At 60.4% G+C, this 25987-nt stretch carries 22 protein-coding genes; 10 read left to right on the top strand and 12 right to left on the bottom strand.

Going from position 1 to position 25987, the window contains the following annotated elements:
* Positions 1-61: 61 nt before the first annotated feature.
* Positions 62-805, bottom strand: coding sequence for a phosphatase PAP2 family protein (locus AC1Q6Y_RS04515; RefSeq protein ID WP_492624090.1), 744 nt, complete (start codon positions 803-805; stop codon positions 62-64).
* Between the two features lie 218 nt (positions 806-1023).
* Here AC1Q6Y_RS04515 and colR point away from each other — a divergent pair, with 218 nt between their 5' ends.
* The 5 genes from colR to AC1Q6Y_RS04490 all read left to right on the top strand — a co-directional run bounded on the left by colR (position 1024) and on the right by AC1Q6Y_RS04490 (position 4742).
* A complete protein-coding gene (colR, locus tag AC1Q6Y_RS04510) occupies positions 1024-1707 on the top strand; it encodes a two-component system response regulator ColR (protein ID WP_007985839.1) in 684 nt (227 codons plus the stop codon).
* Complete coding sequence (locus AC1Q6Y_RS04505) at positions 1697-2971, top strand: sensor histidine kinase (protein WP_057713451.1); 1275 nt, start codon at positions 1697-1699, stop codon at positions 2969-2971. The genes colR and AC1Q6Y_RS04505 overlap by 11 nt, the downstream gene beginning before the upstream one ends.
* Before the next feature lie 154 nt (positions 2972-3125).
* Positions 3126-3794, top strand: a complete 669-nt coding sequence (locus AC1Q6Y_RS04500; protein WP_057716567.1) for a class I SAM-dependent methyltransferase — start codon at positions 3126-3128, stop codon at positions 3792-3794.
* Between the two features lie 4 nt (positions 3795-3798).
* Entirely contained in the window at positions 3799-4512 is a 714-nt protein-coding gene (locus tag AC1Q6Y_RS04495) for a lipopolysaccharide kinase InaA family protein (RefSeq protein WP_057713452.1), read from the top strand.
* Between the two features lie 2 nt (positions 4513-4514).
* Positions 4515-4742, top strand: a complete 228-nt coding sequence (locus AC1Q6Y_RS04490; RefSeq protein WP_079246712.1) for a hypothetical protein — start codon at positions 4515-4517, stop codon at positions 4740-4742.
* Between the two features lie 86 nt (positions 4743-4828).
* Here the strand turns inward: AC1Q6Y_RS04490 and AC1Q6Y_RS04485 are convergent, their stop codons facing one another.
* From AC1Q6Y_RS04485 to AC1Q6Y_RS04455, 7 genes are all read right to left on the bottom strand, one after another.
* Positions 4829-7855, bottom strand: a complete 3027-nt coding sequence (locus AC1Q6Y_RS04485) for a multidrug efflux RND transporter permease subunit (protein WP_090457523.1) — start codon at positions 7853-7855, stop codon at positions 4829-4831.
* 13 nt (positions 7856-7868) lie between these two features.
* Complete coding sequence (locus AC1Q6Y_RS04480) at positions 7869-9017, bottom strand: efflux RND transporter periplasmic adaptor subunit (protein ID WP_492624089.1); 1149 nt, start codon at positions 9015-9017, stop codon at positions 7869-7871.
* Between the two features lie 200 nt (positions 9018-9217).
* A complete protein-coding gene (locus AC1Q6Y_RS04475) occupies positions 9218-10318 on the bottom strand; it encodes a DUF1513 domain-containing protein (RefSeq protein ID WP_492624088.1) in 1101 nt (366 codons plus the stop codon).
* 14 nt (positions 10319-10332) lie between these two features.
* Positions 10333-11397, bottom strand: coding sequence for an imelysin family protein (locus AC1Q6Y_RS04470; RefSeq protein WP_223445979.1), 1065 nt, complete (start codon positions 11395-11397; stop codon positions 10333-10335).
* Positions 11398-11424: 27 nt separating this feature from the next.
* Complete coding sequence (locus AC1Q6Y_RS04465; RefSeq protein ID WP_407514613.1) at positions 11425-12852, bottom strand: di-heme oxidoreductase family protein; 1428 nt, start codon at positions 12850-12852, stop codon at positions 11425-11427.
* A gap of 297 nt (positions 12853-13149) precedes the next feature.
* Positions 13150-14499 (bottom strand): imelysin family protein, encoded by a 1350-nt coding sequence (locus AC1Q6Y_RS04460; RefSeq protein WP_492624087.1) that lies wholly within the window; start codon positions 14497-14499, stop codon positions 13150-13152.
* A 227-nt stretch (positions 14500-14726) separates the two neighbouring features.
* Positions 14727-16778, bottom strand: a complete 2052-nt coding sequence (locus AC1Q6Y_RS04455; RefSeq protein ID WP_057713458.1) for a putative bifunctional diguanylate cyclase/phosphodiesterase — start codon at positions 16776-16778, stop codon at positions 14727-14729.
* 1188 nt (positions 16779-17966) lie between these two features.
* Here AC1Q6Y_RS04455 and AC1Q6Y_RS04450 point away from each other — a divergent pair.
* Positions 17967-18230, top strand: coding sequence for a DUF6124 family protein (locus AC1Q6Y_RS04450; protein ID WP_090457509.1), 264 nt, complete (start codon positions 17967-17969; stop codon positions 18228-18230).
* Between the two features lie 180 nt (positions 18231-18410).
* Here the strand turns inward: AC1Q6Y_RS04450 and AC1Q6Y_RS04445 are convergent, their stop codons facing one another.
* The 3 genes from AC1Q6Y_RS04445 to AC1Q6Y_RS04435 form a co-directional block, all read right to left on the bottom strand.
* Positions 18411-19007 carry a superoxide dismutase gene (locus AC1Q6Y_RS04445; RefSeq protein WP_008022038.1) on the bottom strand — a complete coding sequence of 199 codons (597 nt, stop codon included), beginning with the start codon at positions 19005-19007 and terminating at the stop codon, positions 18411-18413.
* A gap of 164 nt (positions 19008-19171) precedes the next feature.
* The gene (locus AC1Q6Y_RS04440; RefSeq protein WP_057713460.1) at positions 19172-19774 is read right to left on the bottom strand and encodes a LysE/ArgO family amino acid transporter; all 603 of its coding nucleotides are present in this window, start codon (positions 19772-19774) and stop codon (positions 19172-19174) included.
* Between the two features lie 6 nt (positions 19775-19780).
* Positions 19781-20182, bottom strand: coding sequence for an ACT domain-containing protein (locus AC1Q6Y_RS04435; protein WP_492624086.1), 402 nt, complete (start codon positions 20180-20182; stop codon positions 19781-19783).
* Between the two features lie 96 nt (positions 20183-20278).
* On the opposite strand from AC1Q6Y_RS04435, the gene AC1Q6Y_RS04430 reads away from it, so the two are divergent.
* From AC1Q6Y_RS04430 to AC1Q6Y_RS04415, 4 genes are all read left to right on the top strand, one after another.
* Entirely contained in the window at positions 20279-21172 is an 894-nt protein-coding gene (locus tag AC1Q6Y_RS04430; protein WP_489317085.1) for a LysR family transcriptional regulator ArgP, read from the top strand.
* A gap of 54 nt (positions 21173-21226) precedes the next feature.
* On the top strand, positions 21227-22219 hold the full coding sequence (locus AC1Q6Y_RS04425) for an NAD-dependent epimerase/dehydratase family protein (protein ID WP_492624085.1): 993 nt from the start codon (positions 21227-21229) through the stop codon (positions 22217-22219).
* A 116-nt stretch (positions 22220-22335) separates the two neighbouring features.
* Positions 22336-23208: an ATPase gene (locus tag AC1Q6Y_RS04420; protein WP_492624084.1), complete on the top strand. Its 873-nt coding sequence runs from the start codon at positions 22336-22338 to the stop codon at positions 23206-23208.
* Between the two features lie 231 nt (positions 23209-23439).
* Positions 23440-24288 carry a cache domain-containing protein gene (locus tag AC1Q6Y_RS04415; RefSeq protein WP_492624083.1) on the top strand — a complete coding sequence of 283 codons (849 nt, stop codon included), beginning with the start codon at positions 23440-23442 and terminating at the stop codon, positions 24286-24288.
* Between the two features lie 118 nt (positions 24289-24406).
* Here the strand turns inward: AC1Q6Y_RS04415 and AC1Q6Y_RS04410 are convergent, their stop codons facing one another.
* Entirely contained in the window at positions 24407-25924 is a 1518-nt protein-coding gene (locus AC1Q6Y_RS04410; RefSeq protein ID WP_349736429.1) for an MDR family MFS transporter, read from the bottom strand.
* Positions 25925-25987 lie beyond the last annotated feature (63 nt).

Raw genomic sequence — 25987 nt, 5'->3', positions numbered from 1 at the left:
ACGCTCCCACAGGATCTGCATCGTCTCTGTGGGAGCGTGGCTTGCCCGCGAAGGCGTCAGGTCAGGCGCTGACAGGTTCTGCACTTGCCTCGCGATCCGCCCTCAAGGCCGGTCGATACAGAACGTAGTAATACGACCCCAAACAAATCAGCCAGCAGAACACCGCCGTCCACACGTTGTGCGAGAAGAAGTGCGCGCCCTGCATCATCCGCCCGATGGAGAACACCGAGCCGAGGGCAAAGGCGAAGACCAACGCTGCGCGAGCCATGCGCGGGCGACGGTCACGCAGTACGAAAAACAGGGCAAACAGGGTGAAGCCGGTGGCCGCATGGCCGCCGGGCCAGCAACGCCCTGGTTTATCGGTGTGCGGGCGAGGACTCAACAGTTCGCTGTAGGTCTCGTGACCGCCGAATTGTTCGAGGCTCCATGGGCATTGCACCGCGGTCACTGCTTTGATGGGCGTGACAAAGGAAGTCGCCAGGCCCAGGGACAGCACCAGGCAACCCAGTTCCCGCTTGAGCGGTTTGAGCCTGGCCATGAAGAACGAAGCGATGAAGGCGAGGATGGCAAACACCGAGAAGGCGATGACCACTTGCTTGGCGCGATCGTGCAGGATGTCCTCGAGGAAGTAACTGTGGCGTCCGATGAATTCCCCGGTGACCGGGTCGTAAAACAGCTTGGCCAGGTCCATGTCCAGACTGGTCAATTCGAGCAATACCAGAATGATCGCAGCTACGGCGGGGACTCCAAGGCACACCCAGAAATTGAGCGGACGAGGGGCAGGGCGGGCAAGGGTCGAAACCATGCTAGTTCCTTGATCAGTGAAATGTTCTCAAATGCGCAGCCGCGCAGAGTTTGAACCCGATTCTGTCGCCAGCATGTGAATCGCCGGTGAAAAACTCGTTAAGGCTGTAATCGGTCAATTTCCGCGCTTTTGCGCTTCACTCAGTCCTAGCCCTGAGCGGAACTTCGCCTTAAGCTGCGCGGGCCACGACGGCCGTTACTGTGGACGGAGAGATACCCATGCGAATTCTATTGGTTGAAGACAACCGCGATATCCTGGCCAACCTGGCCGATTACCTGGGGCTCAAAGGCTATACCGTCGATTGCGCTCAGGATGGTCTGTCGGGCCTGCACCTGGCGGCCACCGAGCACTACGATTTGATCGTGCTCGATATCATGTTGCCCGGCATCGATGGCTACACCCTGTGCAAGCGCCTGCGCGAGGATGCTCGCCGCGAAACGCCGGTGATCATGCTCACGGCCCGCGATCAGCTGGATGACCGTCTGCAGGGCTTCAAGTCCGGCGCCGATGACTATCTGATCAAACCGTTCGCCCTGTCTGAGCTGGCGGCGCGTATCGAAGCGGTCATGCGCCGAACCCAGGGCGGCGGGCGGCGGACCTTGCAGGTCGGCGACCTGAGCTACGACCTCGACACACTGGAAGTCACTCGCGAAGGCCGGTTACTGAAACTCAACCCGGTCGGCCTGAAGTTGCTGGCCGTGTTGATGCAGAAAAGCCCTCATGTGTTGCGCCGTGAAATTCTTGAAGAAGCGCTCTGGGGCGACGACTGCCCGGACAGCGACAGCCTGCGCAGTCATGTCCACCAACTGCGCCAGGTGATCGACAAGCCGTTCGCCAAACCATTACTGCAAACCGTGCACGGTGTGGGGTATCGCCTGGCCGAGGGCCGTGATGGAGTTTAAGCAGAGCCTTGCTCAACGCATCATCATTGCCTTTGCGCTGATGAGCGCACTGGTGGCGGGTGCCTTTGCCATGGGCATCGTGGCGACCGTGCACCTGGTGGAGGAAAAACTGATTTCGGCCGGTCTGGGCGGCGATTTGCAGCGCCTGTTGCTGATGGACAATGTCACGGACTGGAGCCACCGACCCGAACCGGACCAATTGTTCTACTTCAGCAACGGGCCAGGCGATTTCAATTTGCCCAAGGATTTGCGGCATCTGGAGCCGGGTTTCCACGAAGTGTTCCGTGAAAACCTGTCGTACCATGCCATGGTCGAAATCGTCGACGGCCGACGTTACGTGCTGTTGCAGGATCAGAGCGATTTTGAAGAGCGCGAGCGGGTGCTGTTTGCCGTGGTGCTGGTGGGTTTCGTACTGAGCCTGGCACTGGCTGTATTTCTCGGCTGGGTGCTGGCACGCAAGGTCATGGCGCCGGTGGTACGGCTGGCCCGCCAGGTACGCCATCGCGATCAACTGCTGGGTTTGGCTCCTCCCTTGGCTCCGGATTATGCCGCCGACGAAGTGGGCGAACTGGCCGTGGCCTTCGACGCCACCCTCGGGCGCTTGCGTCAGGCCCTGACCCGCGAGCGTTTGTTCACCAGCGACGTCAGCCACGAATTGCGTACGCCCCTGATGATCCTGGCCAGTTCCTGCGAGTTGTTGCTGGAAAACCCAGGTCTCGATCAGCGCGGTCGCGCCCAGGTCGAGCGCATTGCCCGGGCATGTGAAGAAATGCGTGAGCTGGTGCAAACCTTCCTGATGCTGGCCCGCGCCAAGCGCGAAGATAACAGCATGTCGCCGCAGCAGCCTCTGGGCCAGGTAGCCGAGGGCCTGGTCGGTCTGTGGCGCGGGCCCATTGAAAGCAAAGGGTTGAAACTGATCTTCGAACCGGGCAACCCTGAGGCCAAGGGCTACAATGCGACGCTCCTGCACGCGGTGATGGGTAACTTGCTGCGCAACGCCTTGCACTACACAGAACGGGGCTTCATCCGCCTGAGCCTGACGGGCACGGGATTTCTGGTCGAAGACAGCGGTGTGGGCATTCCCGAAGAAAAACGCGAGGCGATGTTCGAACCCTTCGTTCGGGGCACTGAAAAACGCGGGGAAGGCTTGGGCCTGGGGCTTTCACTGGTGCAGCGGATTTGTGAAAACCAGGGCTGGAGCGTCAGCCTGACTACGATGGAGCCCAGTGGCTGCCGTTTTCAGGTGGAGCTGTCCCGAACTTGATCTGTTAAGTCAGGCGTCCAGCAAACCCTGTCAACTCTGTAAAACCCTGTAATATTTCAGGTTTTCCCATAACGATATTTTCACAAATGGATGACCAGACGCCGACACTACAAAATCTAAGGTAGCTGCTATCAGAAGTTCAGGAGACCTGATGATGGACGGCCCGATCAAGCTCGATTTTTCCGAAAAGTACGACGATCAACACGCGCAACGCTATTTGCGCAAACACCAGGAAGGTCTCGGCCGTCGATTGTCCCACTGGCGTGACGAACAACTGGCGCGCAAGGCACTGGCCCTGGTTGGCGAGCCTGGTCTGGTCCTCGATTTGCCTTGTGGTGCAGGGCGTTTTTGGCCCTTGTTGGCGGAAAAATCCAACCGAGTGATCATCGGTGCCGATAACTCGCCGTCCATGCTGAAGGTCGCAACCCAGGCGCAACCTGCCGATGTGGTGAAGCGGGTACAACCCTTGCACACATCTGTATTCGACATCGCCTTGCCGGACAACGCCGTCGACAGCATTTTTTGCATGCGTTTGCTCCACCACATCGGTGAAGCCAAGCATCGCATGGCTATTTTGCGTGAGTTCGAGCGGGTTTCCCGCGACAGCGTGATCCTTTCGCTGTGGGTCGATGGCAACTTCAAGGCCTGGAAACGCAAGCGTTCGGAGAAAACCCGTGGGCAGGAAGGTTACCAAAACCGGTTTGTGTTACCGGCCGCTACCGTAGAGAAGGAATTTGAGCAGGCGGGTTTCCGAATCCAGGAACAACTGGACTTTTTGCCGCTCTATGCCATGTGGCGAGTTTACGTATTACGCAAGAGGTAACAGGATGGCAGTGCAGTGTGCAGCAGAAACGGAAGTCGTTCCCCAGGACCGCTTCGATTACTTTTGGAATCAGCGCGGTGAATGGGTAGAAGAACCCAACGTCCGTCGCGGCGGGGAAAGCGGCGTTCAACGCCTGATGGGCAGTGATGGTCAACTGCTCTACGTCAAGCGCCAGACCGGGCATATCCATCGTAGCTTGCAGCACCCTTTCGGGCGGCCGACGGTCATGCGCGAGCATGCTGCGCTCACCGGTGTGACCGCGCTTGGCGTACGGGTTCCGGAAATCGTTTTTTGTGGTGCACAGCGCGATCCAGTGCACAAGTGGCGTGCCTTGCTGGTCACCAAGTCGCTGGACGGCTTCGAGGAAATCGATCGCTGGTACGCCGGTGGCGGTCGCGAGCGTCATGGTGAAGCCATAAACGAACGAGTGCTCAAGGATCTGGCTGAAAACCTGGCTCGCATGCACAAGGGCCGCTGGCAGCACGGTTGTATTTACGACAAGCACGTATTCGTTCGCGTGACCGGTGAGGGCGAGACGGCCAAGGTCGAAGTGGCCCTGATCGATCTGGAGAAATGCCGACAGCGTTTGACGGCTCATCGCGCAGCTGTCCATGACATGAAGCAATTGCGTCGCCACTCGTCGTTCAGCGACGCAGACTGGGAAAAACTCATCTACTTTTATGAGACGGCGTTTGGCAGCGCTATCAAGGGTTTATAGCGATGAAACTCGAAATTGCACGAGGTTTGTTTCTGGTAGGAGCCTTGGCAGTTGCATCGATCGCGATGGCAACCTGGGAGCAACCACGCCCCCAGGTTCTCAGCTCGATAAACGCAGAAGAACATTGTCCGTTGCCACGGATTGCCAAGGCATCCGTGGCCACTCGACCCGATCATGACTTGTTGCTGTTCATGTTCGGACTTTCTCAGGGATTGAGGCCGCAGAGTTGAACCGATTGAAGCCAAAATGAAAGGCCTCGCTGATGCGAGGCCTTTTTTTGTTGCCCTGACTTCGGGCTCCCACAGGTTTTTCTGCATCAGGGTTTATCCGGCTTGGCCAGCAAGGTGTAGACGCAAGGCAATACAAACAAGGTGAACAGTGTGCCGATCGACATGCCGGTCGCGATGACCGTGCCGATGTCGAACCGGCTGACCGCGCCAGCACCGCTGGCGATGATCAATGGCACCATGCCGAACACCATTGCCGCCGTGGTCATCAAGACCGGACGCAGCCGGATGGCCGCTGCTTCCTCCACCGCTTCCCGTGCGGTCAGGCCCTTGTCCTTGCGTAACTGGTTGGCGAACTCGACGATCAGAATGCCGTGCTTGCTGATCAGCCCGATCAAGGTCACCAGCCCGACCTGGGTATAGATGTTCATGCTCGACCAGCCCAGGAACAGCGGAATCAATGCACCGCAGATAGACAGGGGCACGGTGACCAGGATCACCAGCGGGTCGCGGAAGCTTTCGAACTGGGCCGCCAGCACCAGGAAAATGATCGCCAGTGCCAGGGCAAAGGTGACCCACAGGGCACTGCCTTCCTGAACGTACTGCCTCGATGCGCCAGCGTAGTCGAAGGCAAAACCGGCGGGTGCCTCTTCCCGGGCGATCTGGCGCACGAGGTCGATGGCTTCCCCCATGCTCACCAGCGGCACGCCGGACAGGATGGCCGAGTTGAGTTGCTGGAACTGGTTCAGCTGTCTCGGTCGGGCACGGTCGGTGACGGTGATCAGGGTCGACAACGCCAACAGTTCACCCTTGGTGTTTTTCACGTAGTAATTGTTCAGCCAGTCCGGATTGTCACGGAACGGCCGCTCGACCTGGGCAATGACCTTGTAGCTGCGACCTTCAATGGTGAATCGGTTGATCTCGCCTTCACCCAGCAGGGTCGCCAGGGTCCCCCCCAAGTCCTGCATGGAAACCCCCATCTGCGCAGCCTTGGCGCGGTCGATATCCACCACCACTTCCGGCTTGTCGAAGGCCAGGTCAACGTGGACAAACGCAAACTTGCCGGATTCCTTCGCACGTTTTTTTACCCGGTCGACCACCTGCAGCAGCAATTCGTAATCGTTGGCGGAGTTGATGACGAACTGGAACGGCACGCCTTCGCCGGTGCCCGGCAGCGACGGCAGGTTGAAGCCGAAGATCTGCAGCCCCGGGATCTTTTCCAGTTTGGCTTGCACCTCGGGCAGGATCGCCATTTGCGTTCGACTGCGATCGTCCCATGGCTTGAGCAGGAAACCGCCGATGCCCGATTGCACGCCGTTGAAACCGTTGATCTGGAACGACGAGTAGTACTCGGGAAACGCCTTGAAGATCGAGACGAACTCGTCGGTGTAGGTGTTCAGGTAGTCGAGGTTGGTCGGTTGCGGGGCGTTGGCAATCATGAAAATGATGCCCTGGTCCTCATCCGGCGCCAGTTCCGATTTGGTGAAGTTGAGAAGGACCGGAATCAGGCACAACACGATCACGGCGAACACCAGCACCACCGGCCGGGTGTTGAGGGTGCCATGAAGCAGGCTCTGGTAGCGGCGCTTGAGGCGTTCGAAAATCATGTCCAGGCGATGGGCCAGGCCGCTGGGGTTCTCGTCGTGACGCAGCAGAAACGCACACATCATCGGCGACAGGGTCAGGGCGACGATACCGGAAATCACCACCGCGCCGGCCAGGGTCAGGGCGAACTCCTTGAACAGCGCCCCGGTCAGGCCGGTCAGGAAACCGATCGGTGCGTACACCGCCGCCAGGGTGATAGTCATCGAAACCACCGGCATGGCGATTTCCCGGGCGCCTTCAATGGCGGCCTCGAGCGGTGTCTTGCCTTCCTCGATGTGACGGTGAATGTTTTCCACCACCACGATGGCATCGTCCACCACCAGGCCGATGGCCAATACCATCGCCAGCAGGGTGAGCAGGTTGATCGAGTACCCCATCATCTGCATGAAGAACATGACGCCGATCATCGACAGCGGGATGGTCACCACCGGGATCACCACCGAGCGCAGGGCACCGAGGAACAGGAACACCACCACAATCACGATCAGCACCGCTTCGAACAGGGTCTTCACCACTTCGTCGATCGAGGCCTGGATGAACAGAGTGGCGTCGTAGGCGATTTCACCTTTCAGGTTCGGCGGTAGCTGGGCCTCCAGGTCCGGCATGATCTTGCGCACTTCCTTGATCACTTCCAGCGGGTTGGCGCCGGGCGTCGCCTTGATGCCGATGTACACCGACGGGGTGCCACCGAACGAGCTGATGGAGTCGTAGTTCTCCGCACCCATTTCCACGCGCGCCACATCCCGCAGCAACACTCGGCTGTCGCCATCGACCTTGAGCGGAATCGTCCCGAAGGCTTCGGCGGACTTGAGTTCGGTATTGGCGTTGATGCTGGTGACCACGTATTCGCCCTTCACCTCGCCGGCGGCAGAGAGGAAGTTGTACTGGCGCACCGCATTGGTCACATCGCTGGCACTGAGGCCGAAACCCGCCAGCTTCATCGGGTCCAGCCACAGGCGCATGGCAAATACCTGGTTACCGAGGATCTCGGCTTCGGCCATGCCGGGCAAGGTCGCCAGCTTGGGCTGGATCACCCGTGACAGGTAATCGGTAATCTGCGGGTTGCTCAACTCCTTGCTGAAGTAGCTGATGTACATCAGCACTGACGCATCGGCCGATTCTTTGCTCAGCACCGGGTCTTCAGCGTCCTGGGGCAGCTGGTTCTTGACCTCGTTGGCCTTGGCCAGCAGTTCGGTAAACAGACGGTCGCTATTGGCGCCGACGCGCGCGTAGATCGAGATCACCGAGAAATTCTGGCGACTGACCGAGGTCATGTAGTCGATGCCCTCGGCGCTGGCCAGGCTTTGCTGCATCGGTTGGGTGATGTAGCCCTGGATGGTCTCGGCGTTGGCCCCGGGGTAGGCGGTGGTCACCGTGATCAGGGCGTTTTCCATTTGCGGGTACTGGCGTAGCGGCAGCTTGCTCCAGGCCTGAAAGCCCAGCAGTACAATCAACAGACTGACCACGGTAGCGAGAACCGGACGGCGGATGAACGGGTCGGTAAAAGCCATGGGAATTCCTTGATCAGTCCGCGCGTGGCTGGCTGTTCTGCCCGGCCAGGGTCTTGTCGTCGCTGATGGCAATGCGTGAGCCGTTATCCAGTTTGAGCTGGCCGGCGGTCACCACTTTCTCGCCGCTCTGCACGCCTTTGGTGATCATCACTTGCCCATCGCGGCGTTCGCCGGTCTCGACAAACCGCCGTTCGGCGATCAGCACCGGTTGGCCCTTGTCGTCCTTTACCAGGCTGCCATCCTCGGCTTTCTTTGGTACGGCCACATACACCGAGTTGCCGTAGAGCGTGTAGGTAATCGCGCTTTCCGGCACCACGATGCGCGGTTGCGGGTCGGGCAGGAGCACCTGGAGGCTGGCGAACATGCCTGGCATCAACTTGCCATCGGGGTTGGCCAGGGTGGCGCGGACCTGCACGTTACGGGTGCTGTTCTCGACTTTAGGGTTGATTGCACTGATGGTGCCGGGGTACTCCACGGTCGGATACGCCGCGACAATGACCTGCACTGGCTGGCCGAGCGCAATCTTCGGCACCGACTGCTCGGGCACAAAAAAGTCGACATACAGGCTACTGAGGTCTTGCAGGGTGGCGATCATGGTGCCACTGGCCATGTAGTCGCCAACGTCCACCTGACGAATGCCGATGGTGCCGCTGAACGGCGCGATGATGCTTTTTTTGCCGAGCGCAGCCTTGAGTTGATTGACCGTGGCCTTGCTCTTTTTCAGCACCGCCGAAAGTCGGTCGAATTCGCCTTTGGAAATGGCCTGGCTGCCGACCAGTTGGCTACCGCGACCGTAATCAAGCTGTGCCAGCCCGAGGTCGGCCAGAGCAGTTTCCAGCAGGGCACTTTCAACGGCGCTGTCGAGGCGCAGGAGTGGTTGGCCGGCCTTGACCTTCTGCCCCGACTCGAACTGGAGATCGATGACGGTGCCATCGGTCTCCAGGCTCAGGTCGACGCCCTGCAATGCCTTGAGCGTGCCAACGGTAGGCAGGCGGGCTTGCCATGGGCGCTCGGTGGCGGTGGCCACGGCAACGCTGACGGCCGGTCTGGGCGCAGAGAAGCCTTGAACCATCGTGTAGATCGAGAAGGCTTTATACGCAGCCAGGACCAGCACAATCAGTAGAACAACACCCAACATGATCAGCATGCGGCGACGCAGCATATTCCAGTTCCTTGGACAAAATCAGGCGAGACAGCGGGGCACATTACCGGGAGTGTAGAGGGTAATCCAACTGCCGTTTTTACAGGTTGTGAGGTATTAGAGGGGTGAAAGCCTGAAAAAATTCGCCGCCTCGGGTCGCGCCTGCGGGGTGTAGGTCATCCCGATGCAGGCGCGGCCCAAGGCGGCGATTTTTCAATGATTCAGGCCATCAGGTGCAGATGGTTGTCCCAGAGCCCTGCGGGTAGCTCCAGCGGTTTTGCAACAAGGTTTGTCTGGCGGCAGTCGTAGTAACGGCAGCGTCCCTGGCCCGAGGTCACGACAAAACCATCAGCCACGGCGCCGACGCCCGCGCAATCGGGCAGTGGCGCGTCCAGGCGTACTTCACCGCTGTCCAGGTCCCAGATGAAAAAGCGGTTGCCCCGCGGTGCGGTCAACGCCACCAGGCGCAAGTCGCTGTGTATTGCGACGCTGGCGGTGTAGTGTCCCATGGCCTGCAACTGGTGCTCGGGTACCGGGAACGCGACGAAGGGCTGACCGGGGCGCTTGATCGCCAGCAACTCCGACGACTCGTGGGCCGCACCCATGAACTGCTGGCTGGCGACGATGGTGCCGTCGCTGGCGATGGCCAGATGACGCACGCTGTTCATCTGCTGGGCAAGGGTTTCCTTGCTCAGCAGGGTGCCGTCGCGGTGCATCAGGACCAGGCTCGGTTCCATGGCGCTGAGGTTCATCTCCACCCGGCTTTCGGCCTCGGTGCGAATCCCGCCGTTGGCCACCACCAGGGTTTCGCCATCGGGCAGCCACGACACCTGATGCGGACCGAGGCCGTGGGTGGAAATCTCACCACTGTGCACCAGCCGTTCGCCTTCGAACTTATACACGCCGAGCAGGCCGCGCCCCGGATCGGAGGTGTCGTTTTCCGTGGCGTACAGCCAGTCGCCGCTGTGGTGAATGACCGCGTGCCCGTAGAAGTGCCGGTTCGGCTGTGACACCACGGTTTGCAGGAGCGCGCCGTCGCGCAGGTCGATCAGGTAGCTCTCGGTGCCCGGACGGCGAGCGACGAACAGCGCAATCGGCTGTGTCGGGTGGTTGATGATGTCGTGGCAACGCTGGCCGACCCGGGTGGCGAACACTTGGGTGCCATCGAGCCGGTAACCGACGGCGTAATGCTGGCCGTCGGTGTCGTCCCGTGCCGAAAGCAACAACGGACTCCTGTCCTTTTGCTTGAACAGCTTCCAGCCGCCCAGCGTCACTGCACCCAGCAGCAAACTACCTAATGTCAGAACCTGGCGTCGCAGCATGGAACCGGCCCTCATCAGTCACCGTCGTTGGCGTTGAAGCCCAGCTGGATGCCCAGTGCCTTGGCCAGATCGGCCTCGTGCAGGCGATGGACGACGTTGAGGCTGTCATACAGCTCGTTGAGTTGCTGGCGGCCGGCCTCGTCATTGAGCATGTCGGTCAGCGAGCGCTGGTTGCCGGCGAACAGCTTCAGCGAGGCGGCATAGGCTGCATCGATCTTGTCGGCCAACGGCTTCTGCTCGCTCGGCAACAGGCCGCGCAGGCCTTTGTTATCCACACCTTCCCAGACGGTCCTGGCGGCCGCGAGGCTGGCTTCGAGGCTGGTCAGGGACGCCTGGCTGCGCCATGCATCGGCCTGGAATGGTTGCGGCACGCCCTTGCTCTGGCGGCCCATCGGCGTGCCGAGCTTTTTCTTCAGGGTGTCGATGGCGGTGACTTGCACGCGCAGCAAATCGGCGATCGCTTCGTGGGAGTCCGCGTAGCGCTGGTTCGGGAACTTGCTCATTTGCGCGAGCATGCCGTCGGTGTTGTTCCAGGTTTGCAGAATTTCTTCGGCCAATTGCTTCTGGCGTTCGCCGATGGCGATCAGCAGCGGGCAGTATTTGCTCTTCTGCTCAGCGTTGGCCACGTCGGGCTTGCTGTCGAACAGAATGTATTCGTAGGCCGAGAGCCCCTGTACCACGACGCTGGACTTGGCCAGGGCGGCGGCATCGATTTGCGGCTGGGCGGTGACCAGTTGCTCGACCTGACGGCCGACCAGGTTTTTCTTGTCCGGCCAGAACTGCACTTGCCACGAACGGTTGCCTTCGGCCAAAGGCCCGATCAGCAGCGGTTGCAGCTCGGCCCAGGCTTTTTGCGCATGCAGGAAGTCGGCACGGGCGGTTTCCAGGTTTTCCTTGCCTTCGCAGTAGGCGAGGGCGCTGACCGCCAATTGACGATCGGCCTCAACCCAGCGGGTGTAGGTCGGCAGGATCACCGACTTGGCAATGGCCGCCGACGTGACCGCTTGCGGGTCCTGGGGCGAGCAGGCGCCCAGGGCGAGGGCGGCAAGGCTGGTGAACAACAGTTTGGGACGGAACATGTCGGGCTCCCGCGAGTGGAATGCGTGTTAAAGGGAATTCAGGAACGCCAGCAACGCAGCGCGTTGCTCGGCATTGAAAGACAAAACCTGTTGTTGCGCCGCAGTCGCCTCGCCGCCATGCCAGAGCACGGCTTCGAGCAGGTTGCGGGCGCGGCCGTCGTGCAGGAACTGGGTGTGGCCGCTGACCGCCTGTGTCAGGCCGATGCCCCATAACGGCGGGGTGCGCCATTGGCGGCCGCTGGCCTGGAATTCGCTACGGTTGTCGGCCAGGCCGTCGCCCATGTCATGCAGCAACAGATCGCTGTACGGGCGAATCACTTGATTGGCCAGTTCAGGTTCGGCGGCGTTGGCGGCGGTGGTGTATTTCGGTGTGTGACAGGACTGGCAACCGGCCTGATAAAACAGGGTCTTGCCGGCCAGTACTTCAGGGGCGTTGACGTCACGGCGGGCCGGTACGGCAAGGTTGCGGCTGTAGAACAGCACCAGGCGCAGGATGTTGTCGCTGACTTCCGGCTCGCCATCGGGGCCGTTGCCACTGGGTGCCTGTTTGCAGGCCGTTTGCGCGTCCGTGCAGTCATCAAGGGGTCTAAGGCTGGTTGTGAGCCCCATATCTCCCGAAAACGCGTGGACATTCTGTTGATTGAGGTTCGGTTGTCCGGCTTTCCAGCCAAATCGTCCCAGAACGGTCTTTTGCAGAGCGTCATCCCAGACCCGGTTCGGTCGCCCGTTGATGCCGTTGTTCGCCTTGGCCTGTGCCTCGGCGTTGGCCAGGATCGCCTCCTCGGGGATCGCTTCGAGCAGGCCCAGGCCAATCATTGGCGGCGCCACACGGGCCGAGAAACGGGTGTCGGGGTGCATCGGGCCGTAACCCAGCTGGGTGATGTTCAGGCTCGGTTTGCGTAACTCGACTTCGGTGCCGTCCTTGAAGCGAACCGGCACGGGAGTGTAATCGACCCGCACTTTGCCTTCGGGGGGCACGCCGGGTACGGACATGTCCTGGAACTGGCCGCCGTAGACGGGCTCCGGCACCACGCCGAGCTGTTCGATGACCTCGGCATACGCCGGGGCGTCGGGAATCGACAGGCGTACCAGCATCGACACCGCGTTCACATCGTCGGGCGTCGGCGGATGGCCGCGGCCGTCCTTGATGTGGCAGCCCTGGCAGGCATTGGTGTTGAACAGTGGACCGAGACCATCGCGAGCGGTCGTCGTCGACGGGGCGATCACCCAAGGGCTGCGGAAGAAGCTGTTGCCGACACTGAAATCCACACGCCGTGATGGCGGCAGGTTCGCCGAGGGCATGGAAAACGCGTTCTGATCGGTCTTGCGCACCGTCGCACTGCCGCCGGAGCGGGCTTCACCGGGTTCGGCCCGGGTGAATTTCGGGGCGTCATCGCAGGCACTCAGGCCCAGGGCCAGAAACAGTGCGGACAAGCGAAGAGGCAGCGGGGGCATCAGACATCCTGCAAGACGAGCAAAACAAGGGCGCAAAGTCTAACAGGGGATGGGAATTTGAATAAGAGGAATTATCGTTTGCTTGATGTGGGGCAAGAGTCTATTTGCAAACCACGATCCCCTGTGTAGGAGCGAGCTTGCTCGCGATGGACGTGAACGGTGACGCGTGCTGACTGGAAAAATGCGTTGCCTTCAAATTCATCGCGAGCAAGCTCGCTCCTACAGGGGGGGGGGCACATCCGGGCAGACAAGAAAAAGGCGACCCGAAGGTCGCCTTTTTCATTCAGCCAGCGTTGATCAGAATTCGTGATCAGCGTTGTCCGGGTTCAGATCGTTGATGCCCAGTTTGCCAGCGGCGGCTTCGATCGAACCGGTCTGCTTGACCAGGGACGCGATAGCGTCACGGACAATCTGGTTGCCTGCGGTGTTGCCGGCAGCGATCAACTGGTCGTAGTGCTCGCCCTTGTTGGCGTGGTCGACCATGACCTGAAGCTTGGCTTCAGTGGCGGCCAGGTCGTCTTTGAGCGCGGTGTCGGCAGCCGGGTCGGCTTTGGCCACCAGGGACGACAGGCTGGCGCCGGTCATTTTGGTGCCATCGACGCGAGTGTATTCACCCAGGTACACGTTACGAATGCCCTTGGCATCGTAGAAGTGCGAGTTGTGGGTGTTGTCGCTGAAGCAATCCTGTTCGTCTTCCGGGGAGTTGGCTTCCAGGGAAACCTTCATGCGCTCGCCCGCCAGTTCGCCCAGGGACAGGCTGCCCATGCCGAACAGCATTTTGCGCAGGCCGGTTTCAGCCGGTTCTGCTTCCAGGGTGGCGCGATAGTTGTCGGCCACGTTCGGCTTCCAGTTACCGACCATTTCTTCCAGGTCGCTGACCAGCAGCTGAGTCACGGACTTCAGGTAGGCACGACGACGATCATTGTGACCGCCGGTAGCGCCTTTGCCTTCCAGGTAGTCCGAAGCCGGACGGTTGCCGGCGCCAGGGCCGGTGCCGTTCAGGTCCTGGCCCCAGAGCAGGAATTCGATGGCGTGGTAACCGGTGGCGACGTTGGCCTCGGAACCGCCCAGCTCGTTCAGGCTGGCGAGTTTTTCCGGGGTGATGTCTTTGACATCGACCTTGTCTTCGCCGATCTGCACTTGAGTGTTGGCGATGATGTTGGCAGTGGCACCCGGGTTGCCCAGGGCGTGTTCGTAGGATTTGTCGACGTAGTCGATCAGGCCTTCGTCCAGCGGCCAGGCGTTCAGCTGACCTTCCCAGTCGTCAACGATGGTGTTGCCGAAACGGAACACTTCGCTCTGCAGGTAAGGCACGCGAGCGGCAACCCAGGCAGCCTTGGCGGCTTTGAGGGTGTCGGCGTTCGGCTTGGCGAGGAAGGCGTCTACGGCGGTTTGCAGGGTCTTCGCGGTGGATTCGGCATCGCTGTAAACGGCGAAAACGATGTCGGCGTAATGGGCGACAACGGCTTTGGCGGCAGCTTCGTCGACCTTACCGGCAGCGGCAGGCGCAGTGGCTGGAGCAGCCGGGGCAGCTGCAGTGCTGGCAGCTGGCGCGGCAGCTTTTTCTTGGTCTTTACCTTCGCCGCAACCGGCGAGGGAAATAGCGATGGCCAACAGACTGGCGGTAGCCAGAGGCATACGAATCATGGCGAACATCCTGCTTCGATAGGGGTGGAGTCGTGCTATGCACACGCAAAACTGCGACATAATGCAAATCTTTCGCATTATGTGTAAAGGGTTGTACCTGTAAATATTTCTTATTCACAGAGCGCGGCTCGCAACCCTGTAGGAGCGAGCTTGCTCGCGATGAACCTGAGAACCACGCGCTCATCCAGAATGAACGCGTTATCGTTCACGACCATCGCGAGCAGGGGTTACAAAATAGCCGCATTGCTGCGTTGGGCCTGCTTGAGGTAAACGCCCAGTTCCCGTGCCGGCAGCGGTTTGCTGTAGTGATAGCCCTGACCTTCGTGGCAGCCTTCAGAAATGATGTAGGCCTCTTGCTCGGCGGTTTCCACGCCCTCGGCAATCACCTGCATGCCCAGGCTTTTGCCCAGCTGGATGATGGCGCGAACGATGGTCGCATCGTCGTCGTCATCGAGCAGGTCCTGGACGAAGCTCTTGTCGATCTTGATCTTGTCCAGAGGCAGGCTCTTGAGATAGCTCAAGGACGAATAGCCGGTTCCGAAATCGTCGATGGCGATCAGCGCGCCGGAGCGGCGCAGGCTGAGCAAGTGCTGGGCTGCGGTGCTGATGTCTTCCATCAGGCCGGTTTCGGTGACTTCCAGCTCCAGGCTGCGCGGTGGCAGGCGGTACATCTGCAGCAGGTTGTTGACCACCCGTGGCAGTTCGGCGTGGTGCAGTTGAACCGTAGACAGGTTCACCGCCATGCGCAGGTCGGAGAAGCCCTGGTCATGCCACTCGCGTAGTTGTTTGCAGGCCTGGTCCAGCACCCATTCGCCGATGGCGATGATGGTGCCGTTCTGTTCGGCCAGCGGGATGAACAGGTCCGGCGGCACCATACCGTGCTCAGGGTGTTGCCAGCGAATCAGGGCCTCGACGCCCACCACGCGGTTGTCGCGGTAGCTGATCTGCGGTTGATAGACGAGGTAGAACTGATTGCGGATCAACGCATCGCGCAGGTCTTTTTCCAGCTCGCGGCGGCGACGCATTTCGGTATCGACGCTGGCGATATAGAACTGATAGCGGTTGCGCGAACGGGTCTTGGCCAGCGTCATGGTCTGCTCGGCCTTTTGCAGCAACTTCTCGGTGCTGTTGCCGTCCTCGGGGAACAGGGTGATGCCGATAGTGGCGCGCAGGCGGATCTCCTGATGATCGAGGGCAAACGCCGCTTCCAGGTCATCGAGAATGCTTTGCGCCAGCTCGGCGGCTTCGTAGGGTTGCTCGATATCGGCCTGGACCAGGGCGAACTGGTCGCCGCCGAGGCGGGCGAGGGCGCCCAGGCGACCGCTATGACCGCGCAGGCGATCGGCCAGGGCCAGCAACAATTGGTCGCCGGTCTGGTAGCTGAACTGCTCGTTGATGCCCTTGAAGTCATCGAGGCCGACACACAACACCGCGACCCGGCGCTGCAATTTGCCGGCGTCGATGAGGATCTTGTCCAGTTGCTGCTGCAATTGCTGGCGGTTCGGCAGCCCCGTCAGGAAATCGTACTGGGACATGCGCACCAGGCTGTTTTCCGCTTCGTGGCGCAGATGGGTATTGCGTTCGATGGATTCGAGCAACTGGTTGGCGGTGTTGATCCAGATGCCCAGTTCGTTGTTCTCGTGGCCCTTGAGCAGCGGAATCTTGTGTTCGCTGGGACGATCCGGATTGATTTCCGTGAGGTGCTCGATGATCCGCGACAGCGGCTTGGTCAGCAGCCAGTGGTAGACCAGGTACAACACCAGTCCCATGGCGAGTGCGCGCAGGACGCCGGAAATGAAGATGATCACCGAGCTGACAATGAACCCTTGGCCGTAGGTGGCGGTATCGAGGGTGATGCTCAGGTCGCCGTAATACTCACTGTAGGGCCCGCGACCGACCAGTTGGGTGGTGAAGGTGCGTTCCTTGCCAAGAATCAGGTCGGTCAGCCAGCGGCTGTGGGAGTGCTGCAATTCGCGGGTTTTTTGCGCGAGCATGGCTTCGTTGGGATGGCCGATGGAGGCCTTGCGCACGGCGGCGTCCTGAAACAGGCCTTCGATCACCTGCATGCCCATTTCCCGGTCCAGGCTGTAGACGGCCTGGGTCGAGGGGTCGCGAAACATGTCGAGGATGCGTTCGGCATCGCTGGCGACGGCCTGGCGTGTTTTATAGGCATCGAACACAATCTGCGCGCAGCTCAAGACCACGCCGACGATCAATGCCGACAGGAGTACGACCCGGAGCAACTTCACCGACAAGCTGTTCTTGAGTTCCAGCTTCAAAGGGTTATTCCTTGTTCCGTGCGGGTAGCATCAAGTTGCCATGAGTATTGGCAATCCCGTGATGGCAGTCAAAGGGACAATCATCCTTGGGGGATTTTGCCTGCTGCTTGGCCGATTTGCAGTTGACCTGGCGAGTTAGCCTATTAGTACTGTGTCGGTTGTCGAGTCCTTCAACTTGAGGGGCGGGATGGAGATATTTTCCTTTTGTTTGATGTTAGTCGGCGTGGGCGGGGGAGCAAGGGGCTGGAGGCTGGTTTCATCTTGGGAAATTGGCTTCGTCCGGGTTTTTTTTGGGGGGGCATATCCATTGCTGCGGTAACGGCAGCTGGCGGTTTCGCCCTTACGGCGAGTCCCTTTTGTCAAACGACACAAAAGGAACCAAAAAGTCTCGCCCCGAACGTACGGCCCCTCGCCAAGGCTCGGGGTTCCTTCGCTCCGGCATTCATCCGGGGGCATCGCCCTCCGGTTGGCTTCGCTGGCACCTACATGCGATGTGTTCGACTGCGTCGAACGGCGCTGCGCGCCAATCCCCGGATGAACACCTCCGCTCAGCCTGCCGAGGGGGCGGGTGGATCAAGATCAAGAGCTGCAGGCGAGCTAACGCTCGGCCTGATGAGTGGTGAGAAGCGTGGGTGTATGCCGATCTGCCTTTGCTCTGCTCTTCTGTAGGAGCGAGCTTGCTCGCGATGGACGTCAACGATAACGCGGGCTGCCTGATTGATCGCGTTGTTCAGACGTTTTTCGCGAGCAAGCTCGCTCCTACAGGGATCTTCAGTGGCCACAAGTCCCGACTGAAAGCCGGGGACCCAATGTGAGCGAGTCATACCCATGTGTGGCCAGGGATGCTTCGCGTTACGTTTTGGGCGTTAGCGCGGTGTAGGAAAGCGCCAGAAGTTTCCCACGCAGTTTTCAGGTTGTCCGTCGGAAGCGGGCTGAATAACCTTTGGCTGTCGCTGAAACTCAGTGATCGGGTGTGAGAACCCGGCTACTTATGGTCATCCAGAGCCTGTGCACGCATAATCGCCGCCAGCTAATCCGCTGTCTGTAAATGCGTCATGGCGGCTGTGTGCGGGCAGACTTAGGTCTGGCCCGGGTGTCCATACCGGTTTCTCACCTCGCACATAGCTGCCACCTCTTCACCGCGTGAGAAACGGCAAGTGGTGGCCCCAGCGCTAGAGGAATGGTTTTATGGACAAATTAATCCCCGATCCCCCCTGCAACACCACCAAACCCTACAGCCCTCGCACCATGTTCATGATCGTCCCCGACATGGACACTGAAAGCCTGCTTGCCCACGCTTGTGAATCACTGGCTTCAGCCAATGTCATGGCGAGTGATTTCGCTACCTGCCTGGCTGGCCCCCAGCGCAACACGGCGCTGGCCATTTCGCAGATTGTCATGTTGGCGGAGCTGGCGGTGAATCGTGCGCTGGATAACCTCGATCCGCAGTAGTTGGCAGGCTGATCGCGTTATCGTTCTTCGCGAGCAAGCCCGCTCCCACTGGCTCGGGGGGTGATCTGTGGGAGCGAGCCTGCTCGCGAAGACGGCGGGACAATCACCACCGTCCCTTTGCTCATATTCCTTCCATAAAAAAACCCGGCACAAAGCCGGGTTTTTTGTCTGGCATCGAGCTTAAGCGGTGAAGGTTTTGCCTTCGAACTGCTCAGCCACGAATTTCCAGTTGACCAGGTTCCAGAACGCTTCGACGTACTTCGGACGCAGGTTGCGGTAGTCGATGTAGTAAGCGTGTTCCCAGACGTCGCAGGTCAGCAGCGGGGTGTCGCCGTTGGTCAGCGGGTTGCCGGCGCCGATGGTGCTGGCCAGGGCCAGGGAACCGTCAGCCTTCTTCACCAGCCAGCCCCAACCGGAACCGAAGGTGCCGATGGAAGTCTTGCTGAACTCTTCCTTGAACTTGTCGAACGAACCGAAGGCCGCGTTGATGGCTTCAGCCAGAGCGCCGGTTGGTTGACCGCCAGCGTTTGGCGCCAGGCAGTTCCAGTAGAAAGTGTGGTTCCAGACCTGAGCGGCGTTGTTGAAGATACCGCCCGAGGAAGTCTTGACGATTTCTTCCAGGGTCTTGCCTTCGAACTCGGTGCCTGGCACCAGGTTGTTCAGGTTCACGACGTAGGTGTTGTGGTGCTTGTCGTGGTGGAACTCCAGGGTTTCCTTGGAGATGTGCGGCTGCAGGGCATCGTGTGCGTACGGCAGTGGCGGCAATTCGAAAGCCATGATGATTCTCCTAATCAGGTCAGTTGCGGTGAGCGCAAGGCCGATCACGGGCGGCCAGACAAGCGCCGGGGAGTTTGTACTCTTTGCGGCGCAGGGAGTCGGATCATAGCACCGGGGGGGCGGCATAACCACGCAACAACTGTGTGGAATAGAGGTTCCGCCAATCAGATGGCCGCGATCAGCTGCAGCGCTACGGCAAACATCATCACCGCCACCAACAGATCGAGAATTCGCCAGGTGCCGGGCCGGGCGAGCCACGGTGCCAGCCATGCCGCACCGAGGGCCAGGGTGAAGAACCACAGCAGCGAGGCACTGGCCGCGCCTACGACATAAGCGCCCGGCTCGGTTTGTTGGGCGCCCAGGGAGCCGATCAGCAAAACGGTGTCCAGATAGACGTGCGGGTTGAGCAAGGTCACCGCCAGCGCGCTGAGCATCACCGCCCGCAGCGAGCGTACGGTCTGGCCTTCGCCCTGCTCAAGGCTCTGCTTCGAGAAGGCCCGGCGCAGCGCCTGGCTGCCGTACCACAACAGGAACGCTGCGCCGCCCCAACGGGCAATCGCCAACAGCGTCGGGTTCTGTGCCAGCACCGTCGCCAGGCCGAATACCCCGGCAGCTACCAACAGGGCATCGCAGGTCACGCAGAGTGCCGCCACCGGCAGGTGATGTTCACGCCGCAGACTTTGCGCCAGGACAAACGCATTCTGGGTGCCGATCGCCATGATCAGGCCGAAGGCCACGAGCAGCCCGTTCACATAACTTTGCCACATGATTTTTTACTCCGCGTTGGCTGCCAGATCCCGCAGCACTTGCAGGGCACGGTCGGCGTCGGCCTGGCCGACGAACAAATGATCGTGGTAGTAGCCGGCAATCACGTTGCAGCTGATTCCGGCCTTGCCCAGTGCCGTGGCGAACGCGGCGGTCAGGCCGACCGCTTCGAGGGCCGAATGTACGTTCAAGGTGATCCAGGCGGCGATGTAGTCGAAGCTGAATCCGGCTGTTTCGGCGTGGGAACGCTCGAGAATCACGGTCAGGCCTTCCTGCTCGCGGAAGCTGCCGACAATCTCCAGATCCGCAGGCAACTTGCCGTCGCGCAGGGTGCAGAACACGTATTCGCCTGCGTTGAGTTGCGGGCTCATGCTGCGCAGCAGCGTTGCCAATGAAGTTTCGCCAGCCATGTGGGTGATCCTTGTTCAAGAGTTCTTGCTGGTCATTGTCCTTGTGAAGGTTGTATAAGAAAAACCAATCTTGCTGATCGCTCATTAGGAAAACTGATGTTCGACTATAAATTGCTTTCTGCCTTGGCCGCCGTGGTCGAACAGGCCGGTTTTGAACGGGCGGCCCAGGTACTGGGCTTGTCGCAATCGGCGATTTCCCAGCGCATCAAGCTGCTGGAGGCGCGGGTTGGCCAACCGGTGCTGGTGCGGGCCACGCCGCCAACGCCGACGGAAATCGGTCGACGGCTGCTCAACCACGTGCAGCAGGTGCGATTGCTTGAACGGGATTTGCAAAGCCTGGTGCCGGCGCTGGATGAAGAGGGCCTGCCGGAACGCCTGCGCATCGCCCTGAACGCCGACAGCCTGGCCACTTGGTGGGCGCAGGCCGTGGGGGCGTTTTGCGCCGAACAGCATCTGCTGATGGATCTGGTGGTCGAAGACCAGACCGTCGGCCTCAAGCGCATGCGCGCCGGTGAAGTGGCGGCTTGTGTCTGCGCCAGCGAGCGGCCGGTGGCGGGCGCGCGCAGCGTGTTGCTGGGGGCCATGCGTTACCGTGCGCTGGCCAGCCCCGCCTTTATTGCCCGGCATTTTCCGCAGGGCGTACGCGCCGATCAGTTGGCCCGAACCCCGGCGCTGGTATTTGGCCCGGACGATTTCCTGCAGCATCGCTACCTTGCGTCCCTAGGCGTCGAGGGTGGATTCGAACACCATTTGTGCCCGTCCTCCGAAGGTTTTATCCGCCTGACGGAAGCCGGTCTGGGCTGGGGGCTGGTTCCGGAACTGCAGGTGCGCGAGCAACTGCAAAGGGGTGTATTGCAGGAGCTGCTGCCAGATAAGCCGATCGATGTGCCGCTGTACTGGCATCATTGGCGTAATGGCGGCCAGCTGCTGGGGCTGCTCACCGATCAATTGGTCAGCGCATCGAAGCAATGGCTGGTGCCCTTGGACTGACGCGCAGCGTCAAGACCTCACGTAATACGCAAAACGAAATATTCGGAGCAATTCATGAAGATTCTGGTTACCGGCGCAAGCGGCTTCATCGGCGGGCGCTTTGCGCGTTTTGCCCTGGAGCAGGGCCTGGACGTGCGGGTCAACGGTCGCCGGGCCGAGAGCGTGGAGCATCTGGTACGCCGGGGAGCCGAGTTCATCCAGGGTGACTTGAGCGACCCGGAACTGGCGCGCGAGCTGTGCTCGGACGTCGAGGCCGTGGTGCATTGCGCCGGTGCTGTTGGATTATGGGGACGTTATCAGGACTTCCATCAGGGCAACGTCCAGGTCACCGAGAACGTGGTCGAAGCCTGCTTGAAGCAACGGGTTCGGCGGCTGGTGCATTTGTCGTCGCCGTCGATCTACTTCGATGGTCGCGATCACCTGGGTCTGACCGAAGAACAGGTGCCCAAGCGCTTCAAACACCCTTTCGCCGCCACCAAGTACCTGGCCGAGCAAAAAGTCTTCGGTGCCCAGGAGTTCGGTCTCGAAACCCTGGCCTTGCGCCCGCGTTTCGTCACCGGGGCCGGCGACATGAGCATCTTCCCGCGCCTGTTGAATATGCAGCGCAAGGGGCGCCTGGCGGTCATCGGCAACGGTCTGAACAAAGTTGATTTCACCAGCGTGCAAAACCTCAACGAGGCGTTGCTCAGCAGTTTGCTGGCCAGCGGTTCTGCGTTGGGCAAGGCTTACAACATCAGCAACGGCACGCCGATTCCCCTGTGGGACGTGGTCAATTACGTCATGCGTAACATGGAAGTCCCACAGGTCACCCGCTACCGTTCCTACGGCCTGGCCTACAGCGTGGCGGCGCTCAACGAGGGCATGTGCAAGTTGTGGCCGGGGCGTCCCGAACCGACGCTGTCGCGTCTGGGCATGCAGGTCATGAACAAAAATTTCACCCTGGACATCAGCCGCGCGCGGCATTATCTGGATTACGATCCCAAGGTCAGCCTCTGGACGGCGCTCGATGAATTCTGTGGCTGGTGGAAGGCCCAGGCTGTTCGCTGACGCTCGAACAACGACCCCCGACTGAACCGGATTCGGGCTAGGGGGTCAATGGTTGCGGCTGTGGGGTTTATACTGCGCGGCATAAAGCCATTATGTGATTCACTAAGGTTGATTCAATGTCCATGCGAAACGATGCCAACGACGACTTCGATGATGTACCGAGCCTGCGTGCAGACGTTCTCGATGACGACTTTGCGCCCCCCGCCCGCACGGTCGTGCATTCGCGCACGACGCCGGTGGTGAAGGTCAAGGCGGCGAGTACCGGTGCCTTGTGGGCGTTGATCGGGGCGTTGTTCTTTGCGTTCACGGGCCTGGCCTGGTGGAGCTTTCAGCAGATCTCCCTGATGGAACAGCAACTGGTGGCGACCCAGGAAAGCTTCGCGCGAATCAGTGAGGAAGCGGCAGGGCGCCTGCAGGATATTTCCGGAAAGGTTGTTGCCAGCCAGACCAGTGTCAACACCGACAGCGAGGCCTTGAAGCTGCAAATCCGCCAGCTGGAAAGCAAGCTCCAGGACCAGAACGCCCAGCAGCAAGGTGTTGCCGGCCAGGCCTCGGACCTGGACAAGCGACTGGCACAAATGACCGCGCAAACCACCGAGCTGGACAAGCGCCTGGCGCAATTGAATGCCCAGAACACCGAACATCAGACGGCCAATACGCAGTTGCAGGCCCAGGTCAAAGCCTTGAGTGCTGAATTGGCCACCCTGAAAAGTGCCCCGTCGGACGCTGAAAAACTCGATGCACAACTGAAGAACCTGGGCGCCGATATCACAGCGCTGAAGAAACAAGGCAACCCAAGCGCTGCTATCGAGCGTCTCGAGCAAGACATGATCGTGCTCAAGAGCGAGCAGGACAACCGTCCAGCGGTCACGCAGGGCTCGACCAATACCGCCGAGTTCGATGCATTCCGCAGCCAGGTCACCCGCAACATCAATACCCTTCAGGCGCAGATCCAGAACCTTCAGCAGCAACTGCGCGCCCGGCAGTAATCCGAACAGTTGTGGCGAGGGGGCTTGCCCCCGATGGGTGGCGAAGCCGCCCCAAATCCATTCGCCGCGGTTCACCAGATCAACCGCGGTGCCTGATTTACGACTGCTGCGCAGCCGAACGGGGGCAAGCCCCCTCGCCACAAAAGCCTATGACCCTGTTCTGGCGAATATTCGTACATATCCCATTGCCGTCTACGCTCTTGAAACACCATCAGGAACGAGGGATGCGCAATGGGGTTTCTGCATAGGTTTACCTTGCTGTGCGGCATGTTTTTGTTGTGCCTGGGCCAGGCGCAAGCCGCCGGGACGGAAAAGGACGACAGCAAGGCGGCCATTGCCCTACTGGAAAAAGCCCTAGCCTACTACCACCAGAATGGCGACAAGGCGCTGGCGGCATTCAGCCGCCAGGGTGAGTTTGTCGACAAGGACCGTTATGTCTTTGTGCTCGACACCAAGGGCGTGATGCTCGCCAGTGGCGGGCCGTCGTCGGCGCTGATTGGCCGGGACGTGTCGCAAGTGCTCGGGCCGGATCTGCAGAAAGCTTTCAAGGACGCCCTGAAAGTGCCGGAAGGCAATGGCATTCAGCAGGCGGAATATCGCTGGCAGAACTGGAATGACGGCAAGGTCGAGCGCAAGCATGTCTACTACCAGCGCGTTGGGCAGCGGATTCTGGCGGTCGGTTATTACCTGTCACGGGCCTCCGCCGAACAGGCCATGACCTTGCTGAACAAAGCGGCAACCGATCTGGCCAAGGACGAAAAGGGCACCCTGACGGCGATCAATTCCCTCAAGGGCGGCTACCTGCAGGATGATCTGTATGTGTTTGTCGTCGACCTGGATACCCAGCGTTACGTGGCCCACGGCACCAACCTACGGCTGATCAATACCGACTTCAGCAAGATCGTGGACCCGGAAGGCAAACCGGTGGGCGAGCCGATTCTGGCGTTGATGGCCCAGCAGGATTACGGCGAATACGAATACCGCTGGAAAAACCCGGTGACGGGCAAAGTCGAGAACAAGCATGCCTACCTGAAGAAGGTCGGACATTTTCTGGTGGCTGTCGGGTATTACAGCCCTTGATAGCCTTCGCGATGTAGGAGCGAGCTTGCTCGCGAAGGTCGTAAACGATAACGCGTAAAACCAGATGCCCAGCGGCGCCCTTGGATTTTTTCGCGAGCAAGCTCGCTCCTGCAGATATCTAGCGAACCTTGTCCTCGCGCCCGCGCAACAACATGTTCGGCATGGCAATCGCCGCCGCCAGCCCAAGCAATGAAACGGCCGCGCTGACCGTCAGCAAATGCCGGAACGTCAGTAACAATTCGGCACGCAGGGTGTTCTGCGCGTCACCCGGCGCGGCATTCAAACCGTCCAGCAACACATTCCCCGAGCTGCCTTCGGCAATCAGCGACGAACCGGCCAGGTGCGCGAAACTCGAATCCTGCAACAACGCCAACAGCAGCGCCGACATCAATGCCACACCCACGGCACCACCCAGCGAACGGAACAGGTTGGTGGTGCTGGTGGCTACACCGATGTCCCGCTGGTCCACCGAGTTCTGCGTGCCGACCAATGACGTCGGGAACTGCATGCCCGAGGATATCCCGCAGAGCAGCATGAACAGACTGCTCACAACGAACGCCTGCGGCGGGCTGAACGCCATGCCGATAATCGAGACAGGCATCAGCGCCGCACCAGTAAGGATCATCGGTTTGTAGCGTCCGGTGACCGAGGTGCGGCGGCCTGCGAAATACGCGCCAATCGGCAAACCCATGGCCAGGGGCAGCAGGTGCAGGGCGGCGCTGTCGGCACCGGCGCCGGTGACGCTCTGAAAGCGCAGCGGCATCAACACAATCAGCGAGATGGCCTGGAAACTGGTGAAGAAAATCGTGCACCAGCACAGGATCGCATTGCGGTTGGCGAACAGATGCATGGGCAACAACGGTTCTCGCGCCCGTCGCTCGTGGACGACGAACAGCCCCAGCACCAGCACCGCACAAGCGAGCAGCGCCAACACCTCGGCACTGCGCCACGAATGGCCCTGGCCGACCTGGGTGATGCCCAGCAACAATGCTGTCAGCCCGATGATCATCAACACGGTGCCCAGGTAGTCGATGATCGGTTTGCGTTGCGGAATCGGCAGGCCCACCAGCGTGCGATAGGCGACCAGCCAGGCGCCCAGGCCCAGTGGCAGGTTGATCAGGAACACCCAGCGCCAGGACAGGTATTCGGTCATGTAACCGCCGAGCACCGGGCCGGCCACGCTGGCCACTGCATACATGCTGCTGAAATAGCCCTGATACCGGCCGCGCTCCCGTGGCGGCACGATGTCACCGATGATCGCCTGGCTCACCGAAATCATCCCGCCGGCCCCGATGCCCTGGAAGATTCGCGCCAGCACCAGTTGCTCCATGCTCTGGGCCATGCCGCAGAACACCGACGCCAGGGTGAACAGGCCCATGCCGAACAGCATCAGCTTGCGCCGCCCGTACAAGTCGCCCAGTTTGCCGTAGATCGGCACCGCCACGGTCATGGCCACCATGTAGCCGGAAATCACCCAGGCCAGCAGGCTGACGTCCTTGAATTGCGCGGAAATGGCCGGCATCGAAACGGCGACGATGGTCTGGTCCAACGCACCGAGAAAGATCGCCAGCATCAGGGCGATCAGCACGCTGCGAATGGCCGGTTTGGGCGTTTCAGGCTGATGGAGATTGGTCACGGGAAAACCTGCGGGCAGTGATTGACCCGCAAGAGGCAAGGCGAGCAGGGATGCTCGCCAGTG

The organism is Pseudomonas sp. GW823-FHT06E10, assembly GCF_058794995.1.
The sequence above is the reverse complement of the archived record's forward strand: the minus strand, read 5'-3'. Positions and strand labels throughout refer to the sequence as shown.

Excerpts from the sequence above, each read along its gene's own strand:
- AC1Q6Y_RS04465 (WP_407514613.1), bottom strand. The coding sequence starts at position 12,852 with ATGCCCCCGCTGCCTCTTCGCTTGTCCGCACTGTTTCTGGCCCTGGGC.
- AC1Q6Y_RS04480 (WP_492624089.1), bottom strand. The coding sequence starts at position 9,017 with ATGCTGCGTCGCCGCATGCTGATCATGTTGGGTGTTGTTCTACTGATT.
- AC1Q6Y_RS04470 (WP_223445979.1), bottom strand. The coding sequence starts at position 11,397 with ATGTTCCGTCCCAAACTGTTGTTCACCAGCCTTGCCGCCCTCGCCCTG.
- AC1Q6Y_RS04490 (WP_079246712.1), top strand. The coding sequence starts at position 4,515 with ATGAAACTCGAAATTGCACGAGGTTTGTTTCTGGTAGGAGCCTTGGCA.
- AC1Q6Y_RS04500 (WP_057716567.1), top strand. The coding sequence starts at position 3,126 with ATGGACGGCCCGATCAAGCTCGATTTTTCCGAAAAGTACGACGATCAA.
- AC1Q6Y_RS04435 (WP_492624086.1), bottom strand. The coding sequence starts at position 20,182 with ATGGCTGGCGAAACTTCATTGGCAACGCTGCTGCGCAGCATGAGCCCG.
- AC1Q6Y_RS04495 (WP_057713452.1), top strand. The coding sequence starts at position 3,799 with ATGGCAGTGCAGTGTGCAGCAGAAACGGAAGTCGTTCCCCAGGACCGC.
- AC1Q6Y_RS04420 (WP_492624084.1), top strand. The coding sequence starts at position 22,336 with ATGTCCATGCGAAACGATGCCAACGACGACTTCGATGATGTACCGAGC.
- AC1Q6Y_RS04515 (WP_492624090.1), bottom strand. The coding sequence starts at position 805 with ATGGTTTCGACCCTTGCCCGCCCTGCCCCTCGTCCGCTCAATTTCTGG.
- AC1Q6Y_RS04450 (WP_090457509.1), top strand. The coding sequence starts at position 17,967 with ATGGACAAATTAATCCCCGATCCCCCCTGCAACACCACCAAACCCTAC.
- AC1Q6Y_RS04505 (WP_057713451.1), top strand. The coding sequence starts at position 1,697 with ATGGAGTTTAAGCAGAGCCTTGCTCAACGCATCATCATTGCCTTTGCG.
- AC1Q6Y_RS04475 (WP_492624088.1), bottom strand. The coding sequence starts at position 10,318 with ATGCTGCGACGCCAGGTTCTGACATTAGGTAGTTTGCTGCTGGGTGCA.
- AC1Q6Y_RS04415 (WP_492624083.1), top strand. The coding sequence starts at position 23,440 with ATGGGGTTTCTGCATAGGTTTACCTTGCTGTGCGGCATGTTTTTGTTG.
- AC1Q6Y_RS04440 (WP_057713460.1), bottom strand. The coding sequence starts at position 19,774 with ATGTGGCAAAGTTATGTGAACGGGCTGCTCGTGGCCTTCGGCCTGATC.
- colR (WP_007985839.1), top strand. The coding sequence starts at position 1,024 with ATGCGAATTCTATTGGTTGAAGACAACCGCGATATCCTGGCCAACCTG.
- AC1Q6Y_RS04425 (WP_492624085.1), top strand. The coding sequence starts at position 21,227 with ATGAAGATTCTGGTTACCGGCGCAAGCGGCTTCATCGGCGGGCGCTTT.
- AC1Q6Y_RS04460 (WP_492624087.1), bottom strand. The coding sequence starts at position 14,499 with ATGATTCGTATGCCTCTGGCTACCGCCAGTCTGTTGGCCATCGCTATT.
- AC1Q6Y_RS04445 (WP_008022038.1), bottom strand. The coding sequence starts at position 19,007 with ATGGCTTTCGAATTGCCGCCACTGCCGTACGCACACGATGCCCTGCAG.
- AC1Q6Y_RS04430 (WP_489317085.1), top strand. The coding sequence starts at position 20,279 with ATGTTCGACTATAAATTGCTTTCTGCCTTGGCCGCCGTGGTCGAACAG.
- AC1Q6Y_RS04485 (WP_090457523.1), bottom strand. The coding sequence starts at position 7,855 with ATGGCTTTTACCGACCCGTTCATCCGCCGTCCGGTTCTCGCTACCGTG.